Below are 13674 nucleotides of genomic sequence, written 5' to 3'. Positions count from 1 at the left end.
ATTAGACAACTTATGCTTGTTGGAGACGCTCACGAAGGACCATTGGTAAGATCCCGCCGTGACGATAGTAATCGATGTCGACTTCTGAGTCGAAACGAGCAATCGCTTCGAATTCAGTGACTTTTCCATCTGCCGCTGTTGCCGTGACTTTAACGATGTCACGTGGACGAACAGACTCATCGATTGCGATACTGATCGCTTCTTCACCTGTTAAACCAAGTGTTTCAGCTGTTGTGCCTGCCACGTATTGAAGTGGCAGAACACCCATCATGACGAGGTTTGAACGGTGAATCCGCTCGAAGCTCTCCGCGATGACGGCTTTAACGCCGAGCAAGTTCGTTCCTTTTGCTGCCCAGTCACGTGAAGAACCCATACCGTAGTCTTTACCAGCGAGGATGACGAGACCTGTACCATCTTCTTTGTACTTCATCGCAGCATCGTACATCGCCATCGTTTCGCCTGTTGGCCAGTACGTCGTGAAGCCACCTTCTGTACCTGGTGCTACTTGGTTACGGATGCGGATGTTCGCGAACGTTCCGCGCATCATGATTTCGTGGTTACCACGACGTGAACCGTATGAGTTGAAGTCTTTTGGTGCAACCCCTTTGTTGACGAGGTATTGACCGGCTGGTGTCGTTTTCGAGAATGAACCAGCTGGTGAGATGTGGTCCGTCGTGACTGAATCAGCGAACTTACCGAAGACACGGAGTCCGTTGAGTGCTTCGACTTGACCCGCTTCCTTCGCCAAGTTCTCGAAGAATGGTGGGTTTTGAATATATGTCGACTCACCGTCGAAGTCATACTGATCGCCTGTTGGCACGTCAAGGTTGTTCCAGCGTTCGTTTCCTGTGAAGACTGAATCGTATTCTGCACGGAAGCTTTCTGGTGTGACGACCGTGTTGATGATCGTTTGGATCTCATCACGTGAAGGCCAGATGTCAGCGAAGAAGACTTCTTGTCCGTCTTTGCCTGTCCCGAGTGACGCGTTCATGATATCGACGTCGACTGTTCCTGCAAGTGCATATGCGACGACGAGTGGCGGTGAAGCCAAGTAGTTCGCTTTGACGAGCGGGTGGACACGACCTTCGAAGTTACGGTTTCCTGAGAGGACAGACGAAACGAGCAAGTCTGAACCGAGGATCGCATCTTCAACAGCGCGGTCAAGTGGACCCGAGTTACCGATACATGTCGTACAGCCGTAACCGACTGTGTTGAAGCCGAGTTCGTCGAGATACGTTTGGAGTCCTGATTTCTCGAGGTAATCCGTAACGACCTTCGATCCTGGCGCAAGCGATGTTTTGACGTATTTCGGAACTGAAAGACCGAGTTCGATCGCTTTTTTCGCGACGAGTCCCGCACCAATCATGACGTATGGGTTTGATGTGTTCGTACAGCTCGTGATTGCAGCAATCGCCACATCACCAGTACGCATCTCAACCGCTTCGTCTTCGAACTGAACGACTGCGACTTTGTTTGCTTCTTCTTCTGCAAGACCAAATCCAGCGTTTCCTTGTGGAGCCGTCAACGCTTTTTTGAATGATGTATGGACATCCGTCAAATCAATCCGGTCTTGTGGACGTTTTGGTCCAGCAAGCGCAGGAACAATCGTTGAAAGATCGAGTTCGACCGTTTTCGTGAACGTTGGATCTTCGTTTTGTGGCGTGTAGAACAAACCGTTTGCTTTCGAATAGTTTTCGACTTTTTCGATCAATGCTTCATCGCGACCTGTCAAACGAAGGTACGTCAATGTCTCTGTATCAACTGGGAAGAATCCACATGTTGCACCGTATTCTGGCGCCATGTTTGCGATTGTTGCCCGGTCAGAAAGTGACATTAAGTGGAGTGATGGACCGAAGAACTCGACGAATTTACCAACGACGTTCTCTTGACGGAGCATTTCCGTTACACGAAGGGCAACGTCTGTTGCTGTCGTTCCTGGGTGCATCTCACCTGTAATACGAACACCGATGACTTCAGGTACTGGGAAGAATGACGGCTGTCCGAGCATGCCCGCTTCCGCTTCAATCCCACCGACTCCCCAACCGAGGACGCCGAGACCGTTGATCATCGTCGTGTGTGAGTCTGTTCCGACGAGTGTGTCCGGATAGACATCAACTGTACCGTCTGCTGTTTCCTTTTCAAGGACGACAGATGCCAAGTACTCGAGGTTGACTTGGTGAACGATTCCTGTTGCTGGTGGTACGGCACGGTAGTTGTCAAATGCTGACGTTGCCCAGCGAAGCAATTTGTAACGCTCTTCGTTACGCTCGAATTCGAGATCCATGTTTTCTGCAAGTGCACCAGCAAAACCGTAGGCATCGACTTGAACCGAGTGGTCAACGACGAGGTCTACTGGTACTTCTGGGTTGATGACCGATGGGTCTCCACCGAGATCTTGCATCGCTTTACGAAGTGATGCGAGGTCAACGACCGTTGGAACACCTGTGAAGTCTTGAAGGATGACGCGTGACGGTTTGAACGGAACGTCGACATCATTCGAAACTTGAGCTGTTCCCCATTTCGCCAAGTTCTCGACGTGTTCACGTGTGATCGAACGACCATCTTGTTGACGAAGTACTGACTCGAGTAGGACACGAATCGAATATGGAAGGCGTTTGACTTCCGTCAATCCGAGTTCTTCCAATTTTTCAAGACTGTAGTACTGATAATTCTTACCGTTTGCTTCAAACGAACGGCGTGCGCCAAAGACATCTTGCGACACATCTGTTTGCTTCATGGTGATTCCCCCTTTAAGTGTTCACGACATCAAGCCCCTGATACCGCTTACTTGTACAGTTCTATCATAGTATAATATGGATTCCGTTACAATTTGAAAGAACAAAAGACTTTCGATAAGTTTTACTTATTGCCGATATTAGAAAATTATTCTGTTGTCCTGTTCTTGCCATATTTCCAGTCATGCGTTTCCATTTAGAATGTTCAGGGTACTTAAAAAGTGTAGTATGATATCCGATTCTTGTGGAGGCGTTTATTATGGCGAAATATAAAAGCGATGCAACGCACGTCATTACGACCATTATTTTCAATGATTTAGAAAAAGCGCAAACAGGCTTCGCGATGATCAAAGACCTCGAAGCGATCAAGGAAATCGACATGGAGCAGATGGTTCTCGCAAAACGCGACGAAGCAGAGGGGTTCTCTTTCATCGATGCGATCGACTTCACGCAACAGGATCAATCGTTCAAGGGTTCATTGATCGGCATGGCAATCGGCGTCATCGGTGGTCCGTTCGGGATGCTCGTCGGTTCCGTCGCTGGCTACTTGATTGGTGCGAATCGGGATGAGAAAAACGAACGAGATTCGTTTGATTTGTTTAACCGGACACTGAATCAGATCAATCCCAATCATTACGGTGTCATCTTGATCAGTGAAGTCAACGAAGATTCAGAAGCCGTCAATGCGATTGCCGCTGAACTCGGAGCGACGATTCGCCGGACAGGTGAGACATTGCCGGATGGTGCCGTCTAATCAAATCAAAGTTGTCATCTTTACGTTCTCGTTTTAAACGGGAGCGTTTTTTAATTCGTGAATCACCTGTTTTGCTGCCTCCTGCGTCGTGTCAGGATCGACTTTATATAAAGCATTTTGTTGCACGGATATGAGGATATTTTTGTAGCTGATGATGATAAGATCAGACTGATTCGATAGCTTTTGATTAAGCCCTTTGTAGCCATCACTTGATTGATACTGCATCACGTCATTGCCTATGTATCGATCTGTATAAGTAAAATGGATCGCTAACCGCGTATCTTGTTTTTGATTTTCAAAATAAAGTGTCTCTTGTGTCGACGGTGTGTCTATCGTTCCGTCAACGGTTAACCAACGTCTCTTCCCAAAACTCAATGATCGATCTACAGCCGTGAAATCTGAACCTATCGTACTTGCCTGCAACTGAAATTGATCCATCTTCAGGTGTTCATCCATGTACTTGAACAGCTTTTCATACTGAACAGGATGTAAGATAGGATGTTTTGTCTTCTGATTCGTATGAGTAGTAGTTTTGACTTCTACTTTTTTCTGTTCCGTCGTGACCGCCTCATCCGTACATCCTACACTTAAAAATACACTCGAAAATAGGATCGCCATGTTTCTCTTATAGCGCATACACTATCCTCCCCTTTTGAAAACACCCTGATATCACTTTGCCTTAAAGTTGTATAGCGGTTTAATGATCTCGACGACATCGACCGTTTCTTTCGTATTGCGAATGATTTCGTCCATCGGTTTATAGACGAAAGGCGACTCGTCACGCGTCGACGCGACGACAGAACTTGACCAGACATCGGTCATCGTCTTTTCGAATGCATCGAGTTCAACTGTTTTGAACGCTTTAGATCGTGACATGATGCGTCCTGCTCCGTGTGGCGCGGAATAATTCCAATCAGGGTTTCCTTTTCCGACGACGATCAAGGAGCCATCGCGCATGTTCATCGGAATGATTGCCCGCTCGCCGGCTTTCGCAGAGATGGCACCTTTTCTTAAAATCATCGCATCAAGATCAATGTAGTTGTGGATCGTATCGAACTGATCCACTACCGTCCATCCCATCGCCTCGAAAATGACTTCGGTCATCGCTTGACGGTTTAATGCTGCGTATCGTTGGGCTATCTTAAGATCATGGAGGTAACGCTCCATCGTTTCTCCGGAAACAGATGCTAAATCTTTGTTAAACGTAGATCGTTTTTCCTTCAATTGCTGCAAGGTCGCCTGAATATCCGATTCGCGCCCCTGCTGCTTTAATTCCTCAATGATTTGACCCGCATCAAATTGGAAGCGTGCCGTCTCGGCTTCTGCCTGATAATGTTCAGCGATCGTCTTCCCAAGGTTGCGACTGCCGGAATGAATCACGAGATAGCGCTGTCCTGCTGCATCCTGGTTCAGTTCGATGAAATGATTCCCTCCACCGAGCGTCCCGATCGACAACCGTGCCCGTGTCTCGTTGAACGGTGCAAGTACTTGATCAAACGGTACCTGTTCTGACAATGGATGGGCTTGCTGACGCACCGACATGCCACTTGGAATGAGATGCTGGATCGTTGCGTCAAGCTCTGCAAAGTCGATTGGTCCCTGTCCAGCAAGTCGTGTACATAACATGCCGCAACCGATATCGACACCGACGAGATTCGGTACGACCTCGTCCGTCACATGCATCGTCGTTCCGATGACGGACCCTTTTCCAGCGTGACAATCCGGCATGATCCGAACGCGACTATCTGTCGCAAATTGTTCCTCCAACATGGCTGTTACTTGCTTAATCGTCAGTTCGTCGACGTTGTCCGTGAAAATCTTTGCTTCCCCATATGTGCCTTGAATCGTTTTCATTCGATTATTCCTTTCTTATCCATTTAATTATTTTGCTGTTTCTTGCATGATTTCAATGAATTGTTTCGTCAGTGTCGTCGGTCCCGTCTCCGTCAACCAGACAAAGGCTGTCGTACTCGCGGCACCTGACAGGTATGTCTGATGCAGTCCTGCCGTGTCCAGTTCCCGCAACGTACTCTCCGGCAATACGGTCACAGCCTTCCCCTTCCGAACGAGTCCGATTAGCGTCAAGACGTCAGAACACGTCTCTTGCGATACGACACCAAGCCGTTGACTTAATGTCTGAAAAACACCAAGTCCTTCCTGACTTGGAATGATGAGATCCGCTGTCGGATGATCAGGGTGCCAGACTTGATGAAACGGTTCTTCCTCCATCCATTCAATCGAGACGCCTTGCGCATCAATCGGCAGACGGACCAACGCTGCATCAAGCGACCGCTCTTTTAACCGTTCGATGAGCGCACTCGATTCTCCTTGGTGGACTTGTAAGATAATACCAGGATGTCGTCGTTTCATCTGTTCGATCCAGTCAACAAGCCGACTGGCTGATAACGTGTTGACACCAATCCGCAAAATTCCTGTTCGTCCGGCTTCAATGTCGCTTAATTCCATTCGTGTCTCCTGCTCAAACTGTAGCAAGGAAACCGCCCTTTCATATAAGCGGTTGCCGCTTGGTGTGATCCGGATTCCGCGCCCTGCCCGCTCGATTAGACGAACGCTTAACTCTTCTTCCATTCGTCGGATTTGTTGCGTCAAGGCAGGTTGTGCCATTCTTAAGCGCTCCGCTGCTCGTGTGACAGATTGTTCCTCGACGACCGCACAAAAATAGCGGTACTGACGTAAATCCATACTCATCATCTCTTTCATATGTTTTCATGTATAAAGATATATGAATCATAACATCAATCATATGCTATGATGCAGGAATATCTTCAGTTTAAGAAAGGAGCTTTTTCATGAAACAAACGACTTCTACTTTCCAGTGGATCGTCTTCTTACTTGCGAACACGATTGCCTTACCGATCGTCGTCGCTAGTCTGTTCGACCTCTCCTCAGTCGAAACAGCTGCCCTTGTCCAACGGTCGTTCTTTGTAGGCGGGATTGCCTGTTTCCTACACGGCGCTTTCGGCCACCGGCTTCCAATCGTATCGGGACCTGCCGGATCATGGGTCAGTATCTTCGTCGTCATCGCCGCACTACCGGTCGATTCAAAAACAGCCTTTACGATTGCGATGGCAGCCGTTGTAATTGCCGGTATCGTCCTTATCATTCTCGGTTTGACAGGATGGACGAAATACTTATTACCCGTCTTCACACCGCTCGTCAGCGGAACGTTTTTGCTTTTATTATGTATTCAATTAACAGGCGTCATGCTTGGTGCCGTCCTCGCCGTCGAAGCAACACGTCTCGCTGGTATCATCACGTTCTTACTTGTGCTCGGACTCAGCCAATTCGGACCGAGTCGCTTACGTCCGTTCGCCTTGATGATCGGAATTCTCGTCGGTTGGCTCGTCAGCCGTCCGTCACTTCCTACGTCGTCTAGTTTGTTTGCACCACCGCAAGCGTTACCGTTCGGATGGCCACAGTTTGACGGCAGTGCATTCCTTGTCGCGATTCCGTTCGCGATCTTGCTCGTCGTCAATTTGATCGCTGCCTTAAGCGCCGTCGAAGCAACGCTTCAAAAACAAGGACGTCTGCACCAAGGCTTGTCGATCGAAGGTGTCATTCATTTACTCGCTGCTACGTTCTCGACGCTCGTTCCTGTGCCATTACCCATCACGAGTGGATTCATCGCACAAACAGATAGCCGGAAACGTCGTCCGTTCTTGATTGCCTCACTCGTCATCGCACTGATTGGTTTCTTCCCAAGCTTGATCGGGATCATCGCAACATTGCCGCGGAGCGTCGCGAGTGCAGCGTTGCTTGCGACATTGCCACACATGTTCCTGATTGCTTGGCAGTCTGCTGAAAGTAACATGGAGAATAGCCGTCGCCGCCATGCGTTTGCGATCAGTGCCGTCATCGGCATCAGTATCTTGTTACAATCAACCGTCATCGCTGAAGTCCTGCCTTTGACGCTTCGTCCGTTTCTCAGTAATGGATTGCTCGTCGGAACGATGCTTGTGCTCGGTTTCGAAATTGTCGAAAAGGTTCGTTCACGTCGTGCAAAACAAGCGGATCGATTGGCGAGCTAAATGGTATTGTAGGTCCGGACGATGTCATCACCCTCGCTTACTTTTCCTGTAGGAGTCGATGATGAACATCTCGTCCGTTTATTCATCTAAAAAAGTAGCCATTTCGAGTCAAATCGAAATGGCTACTTTTTTTATCATCATATTTAATTAAAATCAAAAAGCTGTATCATTCAACGCACTTCCCGCCACCATTTCCGTGTTGTGCTCTCGGGTGTCACACTCTCCCCAATCATTGGTGTCAGAACAGGAATCTCATCGCGTTTTGCTTCCTTGAGCAACCGTTCGACCGGTTCGAACCAGGCATGAAACGCGAGGATAAATGCAGACCAGTGAATCGGCATCAAGACGCGACCTTTGACATCACGATGTGCTTGAACTGTTTGTTCCGGTAACATATGCGAGTTGGACCAACGGACATCATACTGCCCACATTCCATCATCGTCAGATCAAACGGACCATATTGTTCACCAATTGCTTTGAAATGCGGACCATACCCACTATCGCCACTAAAGAAAACTTTTTGCGAGCCTTCGATGACCCATGATGCCCATAGCGTCGAAAATTGATCAAAACCATTTCGTCCTGAATAATGACGAGATGGGGCTGCCGTCAGTTTAACACCACCAACTTGCGTCGACTCATGCCAGTCGAGTTCCGTGATCCGGTCCGCTGAGACGCCCCATCCACGGAGACGACTCCCGACACCGAGCGGCACGATGAAGCGACCGACTCGATTTTTTAAGGCAAGGACGGATGGATAGTCCAGATGATCATAATGGTCGTGTGAATAGACGACGACATCAATCAACGGAAGGCGTTCAAGATCAACTTTCTGTGTCGTTTGAAACCGTCCCCCTCCCAGTTTCGGGAATGGCGACGGTGCGCGACCGAGCATCGGATCAAAAAAAATCGTTTGTCCATCGAGTTCAAGTAAAAACGCCGAATGTCCGAACCATGTCACACGTGGTGCCTCACTATCGTCTTGCCGTCGCTGATATGGAAGCGTCGGCAGCGCTTTGACAGGACGCAGATTTGGAATGTTTCGTCCGTAGTCCTTTAAGATGCTTTTCATCGAGTCCCATTCCATTTTCAACTGGAAGTCCATCTCATTTTTGAATTTCCCGTCAACAAAACGATCTGATCGTTCAAAACTCAGTCGTTCCGCACGGCTTGGTCGATTTCCGAACACCGGGTATCGGTTGATGAACCAGGCAGTCGCGAGACCAATGCCTGCCAAAGCTGTCACTATTTTTTTCATGTATTATCACCTCTTCGATGCTCTCAGTATAGCACCACGATTCCTCACATATCTTGCCCAGCGACTTCGGATACGAAAAAAAGTGAAGATCACCAATATGGCGTCTTCACTTCTAGGTATTAGTCGAGATCGTCCGCTTTCCATTTCGCCCGGTCGCTCTTCTCACCTTCCTCACGGTGATTGGATTCATAGGCGTTGTTCCCTGGATTTTCGACTTTATTATCGTCGTACCGATGATCGTGGTCATGGTTATGATGATGCTCATGGTCATGATGGTGATCGTGGTCATGGTCATGATCTCGATCCTTGACGAACAGTGCAAGACCACCTCGCTCGACTTCCGCGTAATGCCGTTCTGCCTCATCATCCGAATGTCCGACACGTTTTAACGTCTCACGGAGCGGTGGTTCTTTAGAGAACGTTGATTTGACTTGATCAATCCAACTCGCACCTGATGCTTCTTCTGCTGCATCATCTCGACCGACGACAGAAAAGTCCGAATCATGATGTCCTTGCTGTTTCAATTCTTCAATTTTTCGTTCCAGACTCGATTGATCCTGATAAATCCCAACAAACCGTTTCGCCATCACATGACACCGTCCTTTTTCATATGAATTCAAACACGCTCTATTTTTACCCTTGTTCGATTGTCATCAAACGAGATTTCCAGAACGAAAAAACGGACCACTTCGAAAAGTAGTCCGTGAAAACATTAAAGTTGTTGCGGTGAATCGACCAATGTGATCGTTCCTTCGTTTTTCTGAACGAATCGCTCGTAGACGAAATCATTCGCAAATAACAGAACGGCATTCTCCCAGCGGTCATAGACGAGAACCGTCCGTGAATCCGTCAATTGTTTGACAGCAGCGACTTCTGCTGGCTTGATCCACTTGGCGACTTGGAAGTTCGCGGCATCCTTCAAGATGTCAACGCCATACTCACCTTTGAGCCGGTGCTCGAAGACTTCGAATTGGAGTTGTCCGATCGCTCCGAGGATGATTTCGTTGTATTCCGTTTTGTAGACCTGGATCGCACCTTCTTGTGCAAGCTGTTCGACACCTTTTTGGAACTGTTTCGACTTCAAGGCGTTTTTCGTGTAGACCTTCAGGAAGAGTTCTGGTGCGAACGTCGGGAGTGCTTCATATTGTAACGATGGATCGCCATTCGTGATCGTATCACCGATTTGATAGTTGCCTGAGTCATATAACCCGATGACATCTCCTGCGAACGCTTCGTTGACCGTTTCACGCTCATCCGCCATGAATTGAGTCGATTGCGACAGCTTCATCTTCTTGCCTGTCCGTGTCAGGACGACGTCCATCCCACGATCGAACTTACCTGTACAGATCCGGACGAACGCAATCCGGTCGCGGTGGTTTGGGTTCATGTTCGCTTGAATCTTGAAGACGAAACCACTGAAGAAGTCTTGCGCCGGCTCGACTTTTCCTTTGTTTGACTCACGTGGTGTCGGTGAAGGAGACAAGTTCAAGTAATGTTCAAGAAGTGGTGTGACACCGAAATCGACGAGTGCTGATCCGAAGAAGACCGGAGTCAGTTCACCTTTTGCGATCAATTCTTCATCGTATTCGTTACCTGCGCCGTCGAGTAAGTCGACTTCATCCATCAACGTCTCGTACATTTCCGAGTTGATCGTCGTCGCGAGTTCTTCGTTCGCGAGACCTTCCTCGCCGAGTTCGATCGTCTTACGATCGTTCTTGAAACAATGGAATTGTCCTTTGACGCGGTCGTAGACCCCTTCGAACTGTTGACCTGAACCAGCTGGCCATGTCACAGCAACCGACGGGATGCCGAGGACTTCTTCGAGTTCTTCCATCAATTCGAGTGGGTCACGCGCTTGACGGTCCATCTTGTTGATGAACGTAAAGATCGGAATCCCGCGCATCCGACAGACTTGGAACAGTTTCTTCGTTTGTGACTCGATCCCTTTCGCCGCATCGATGACCATAATTGCTGAGTCAACAGCCGTCAGGATGCGGTACGTATCTTCACCGAAGTCCGAGTGACCTGGTGTATCCATGATGGAAACGATTTTTTTGTCATATTCGAATTGCATGACAGAAGACGTAACAGAGATTCCCCGTTGCTTTTCAATTTCCATCCAGTCCGATTTTGCGAATTTCGAGTTTTTCCGTGCCTTGACAGAACCTGCCTCACGGATCGCGCCTCCGTGTAGGAGGAATTTTTCAGTTAGTGTCGTCTTACCCGCATCCGGGTGGGAAATGATGCCGAAAATCCGACGCTTTTCGACTTCCGTTTGTAGAATGTTTGTCATGTATGGTAGTTCCTTTCACCGATATATTCAAAAGTCCGATCAATCTTTTTCGCAACTAGTCTATCATACCGAATTTTCAAGGTCTCGTCCATTTCACTTCATTGACTTAATTTTCAGATTTAAAGTTGACAATTCATCACTATCTTCTTTACGATGACTAGGAAGTTCACTATTACAGAAGGAGGAGACGTACAATGGTATTCCATCAAGCCCGGACATCTGTCCACACTGTCTTTGTATCGGCTACAACTGTACGTCACCCTATCGTTTAATTTTTAATTAAGCAGGGTGTGCGTATGCGTATACGTACATGCTGCCCTCTTATATTTGGACGGGTATGCCCATATTTGTGCGTATCCGTCTTTTCTATTGTCTAAAAACGGAATATAAGGGGTTTTCACTATGTTTAACGCACTCAAACAGCTTGATCGCAACATCTGGATCCGGTTCGTCGGGGAAACGATCACCGGGATCATGATGTTCATGATTGCACCATTTTTAGTTCTCTATTACGCGGATCGACTCGATTCTTACTTTTTGGTCGGCGTCATCATGGCGACTGGACCGATCATGTCACTCGTCGGCGCCGTTCTCGGTGGTCACTTCGCTGATAAATTCGGTCGAAAACCACTGATGGTTCTCTCGATCATCGGTGACGTCATCGCGCTAATCGGTTTCTCGTTCGCCGATTCATTCGGACCGCTGCTCGCTTTGAACGCGTTGCTCGGTTTATCGAGTTCACTGTTCCATCCGGCAGCAAGCGCGATGGTCGCTGACGTCACACCACCAGAACGCCTGAATGAATCGTTCGGTCTGCTGCGGATGGGACATAATGTCGGCGCAGCGTTCGGTCCACTTCTCGGAAGTGCTGTCCTGTTTGTTGACCGTTCGCTCATCTTCTACTCCGCTGCCTTCGTCTTTTTCCTGTATGGACTCGTTCTCTACTTCTTCATCGAAGAAACGAAACCGGAGTATATCGAAAAGACGGACGAAGTCAAAGTATCACCGCTCACTGTATTGCGGAAGGATCACGTCTTTTTAATCTTTATCGGTGCGGGTGTCTTCATTTCGATGGGATTTGCCCTCGTCGAGAGTATGTTACCGGTCTTCTTGAAAGAAGCACTACCGGGGTTACCGACGAAACAAAATCCGTTTCCTTACTTGATGGCACTCAACGGAATCATGGTCGTCTTATTCCAGTTCCCGATTGCTGCTCGCTTGTCAGGGAAGGCATTCGGAAAAGTCATGTTACTCGGTGCCTCGATCTTCGGAATCGGCATGATTTTCCTCGCATTCGTGCCGTCTTACCTGTTCTCACTCGGAACGAGTTATGTTGTTCTCGTGACAGTATTGCTTGCGATTTATGCATTCTATACGCTCGGTGAGATGATCATGTCCCCTGTGCAGATGACATTCATCGCCTTAATCGCCCCGGAACATCTCCGCGGAACATACAACGGTGCTGCGAGTCTTCAGTGGTTGATCGGTGGCGTCACCGCACCGCTTCTCGGATCCTTATTCCTTGATACCGGAAAAGGTGATTTTGCGCTCGGATTCGTCGGACTGCTCTGTTGTGTCTCAGGTGGGGTCTATCTCGCACTCGATCGTTCGATTCAACGAGCGAAACGTTTAACGAAATCAGCCTAAAAAAGCGATGTGTCATGCTCCGACTTCTGTCAGAACATGTCACGTCGCTTTTCTCGTTAAGAAGGTAATTGATTTGCCGCTACGAACGGACCGAACAGGACCGGTAGCGGATCGAGTCGTTGCTGAATGTCTGCAATGAAGTTCGTCGATCCACTGACGAAGACGATCGGATCATTCGCTGTGATCATCTTCAGGAATTCGTGCATCTGCTGTTCCCATCCTTCTTGACGAATGTGGTGGACGATCATACCTTTCGTCGTCAAGGAGAGGACATTTGCTAACATTCGTTCTGCCAATTCCTCAGCTGATACATGCAATAAGGTCGTTTTTCGACCACTTAGAAGCGCATGCCGGGCTTCATCAATGACGGCTCCTAGATGATGTTCTTCTGCGATCAATAAGATATCTTGTTGCCGCCAATTTTCAGCACGGCGGTATTTACAAAAATGCCGACATGTATCGACGAGTTGATGGTGAACAATTGCCCATGCTTGAAGTAAAGGTGCATTTTCTTTAAGGTCATATTCGATTTGAATAGCTTGAAGAATTTCACGACTGATAATATCCGGGTACGTCAACAGAAACGATTTCGTTTGATCGATTTCATTCAGTAAAATCAATTTAAACAGTTCACTCGATTCATGCTGGTTTGTAATCTGATTCAATAATTGACTCAGGCGTAAAATCCGCAGTGCCCGAGTTCCGTCCTGAGCTCCCGCTTCTCGAAGCGCGCGCAATTCTTCTTCGTACGTCGCCTCGAGCGAGTCATAGAAGCGCGTCGCGATCCGCAATCCCTTTTGCTCCATCGATGGACCGAGCTGTTGCAAAAGGTGTAATGCCTGATCGAAATGCATAATTTAACCTACCTTTCACCATCCATTATGCGTGAATCCACTCTCAAAAACAATCTCTAAAATGCATCTTATTTTTTGCACAT

Annotated in this window: 11 protein-coding genes; 3 read left to right on the top strand and 8 right to left on the bottom strand. The window is 48.1% G+C overall.

What is annotated here, in order from left to right; all coding sequences use genetic code 11:
- Positions 1–10: 10 nt before the first annotated feature.
- The gene (gene acnA / locus VJ374_RS05920) at positions 11–2737 is read right to left on the bottom strand and encodes an aconitate hydratase AcnA (protein WP_035408655.1); all 2727 of its coding nucleotides are present in this window, start codon (positions 2735–2737) and stop codon (positions 11–13) included.
- Positions 2738–2994: 257 nt separating this feature from the next.
- On the opposite strand from acnA, the gene VJ374_RS05915 reads away from it, so the two are divergent.
- Entirely contained in the window at positions 2995–3489 is a 495-nt protein-coding gene (locus VJ374_RS05915; protein ID WP_290787624.1) for a hypothetical protein, read from the top strand.
- Positions 3490–3522: 33 nt separating this feature from the next.
- Here VJ374_RS05915 and VJ374_RS05910 read toward each other — a convergent pair whose 3' ends face one another.
- The 3 genes from VJ374_RS05910 to VJ374_RS05900 are packed head-to-tail and all read right to left on the bottom strand — an operon-like array spanning position 3523 to position 6192.
- Positions 3523–4125: a hypothetical protein gene (locus VJ374_RS05910; protein ID WP_035408660.1), complete on the bottom strand. Its 603-nt coding sequence runs from the start codon at positions 4123–4125 to the stop codon at positions 3523–3525.
- Between the two features lie 33 nt (positions 4126–4158).
- Positions 4159–5343: an RtcB family protein gene (locus tag VJ374_RS05905; protein ID WP_035408663.1), complete on the bottom strand. Its 1185-nt coding sequence runs from the start codon at positions 5341–5343 to the stop codon at positions 4159–4161.
- Positions 5344–5370: 27 nt separating this feature from the next.
- Positions 5371–6192: a LysR family transcriptional regulator gene (locus tag VJ374_RS05900; protein WP_035408665.1), complete on the bottom strand. Its 822-nt coding sequence runs from the start codon at positions 6190–6192 to the stop codon at positions 5371–5373.
- Positions 6193–6299: 107 nt separating this feature from the next.
- Between VJ374_RS05900 and VJ374_RS05895 the strand changes: the two genes are divergently transcribed.
- Complete coding sequence (locus VJ374_RS05895) at positions 6300–7538, top strand: purine/pyrimidine permease (RefSeq protein ID WP_290772396.1); 1239 nt, start codon at positions 6300–6302, stop codon at positions 7536–7538.
- A gap of 170 nt (positions 7539–7708) precedes the next feature.
- Here VJ374_RS05895 and VJ374_RS05890 read toward each other — a convergent pair whose 3' ends face one another.
- The 3 genes from VJ374_RS05890 to VJ374_RS05880 form a co-directional block, all read right to left on the bottom strand.
- Positions 7709–8797: an MBL fold metallo-hydrolase gene (locus VJ374_RS05890; protein ID WP_035408668.1), complete on the bottom strand. Its 1089-nt coding sequence runs from the start codon at positions 8795–8797 to the stop codon at positions 7709–7711.
- 119 nt (positions 8798–8916) lie between these two features.
- Complete coding sequence (locus tag VJ374_RS05885) at positions 8917–9384, bottom strand: YflT domain-containing protein (RefSeq protein WP_329470521.1); 468 nt, start codon at positions 9382–9384, stop codon at positions 8917–8919.
- A gap of 125 nt (positions 9385–9509) precedes the next feature.
- Positions 9510–11090, bottom strand: a complete 1581-nt coding sequence (locus VJ374_RS05880; RefSeq protein WP_035408673.1) for a peptide chain release factor 3 — start codon at positions 11088–11090, stop codon at positions 9510–9512.
- 402 nt (positions 11091–11492) lie between these two features.
- Here VJ374_RS05880 and VJ374_RS05875 point away from each other — a divergent pair, with 402 nt between their 5' ends.
- Positions 11493–12737, top strand: a complete 1245-nt coding sequence (locus VJ374_RS05875; RefSeq protein ID WP_023467788.1) for an MDR family MFS transporter — start codon at positions 11493–11495, stop codon at positions 12735–12737.
- A 56-nt stretch (positions 12738–12793) separates the two neighbouring features.
- Here VJ374_RS05875 and VJ374_RS05870 read toward each other — a convergent pair whose 3' ends face one another.
- A complete protein-coding gene (locus VJ374_RS05870) occupies positions 12794–13591 on the bottom strand; it encodes a hypothetical protein (RefSeq protein ID WP_329470519.1) in 798 nt (265 codons plus the stop codon).
- Positions 13592–13674 lie beyond the last annotated feature (83 nt).

This window comes from Exiguobacterium sp. 9-2 (assembly GCF_036287235.1).
Lineage (GTDB): Bacteria > Bacillota > Bacilli > Exiguobacteriales > Exiguobacteriaceae > Exiguobacterium_A.
Note: the sequence above shows the minus strand (reverse complement) of the source record. Positions and strands in the feature narration are given on the sequence as shown.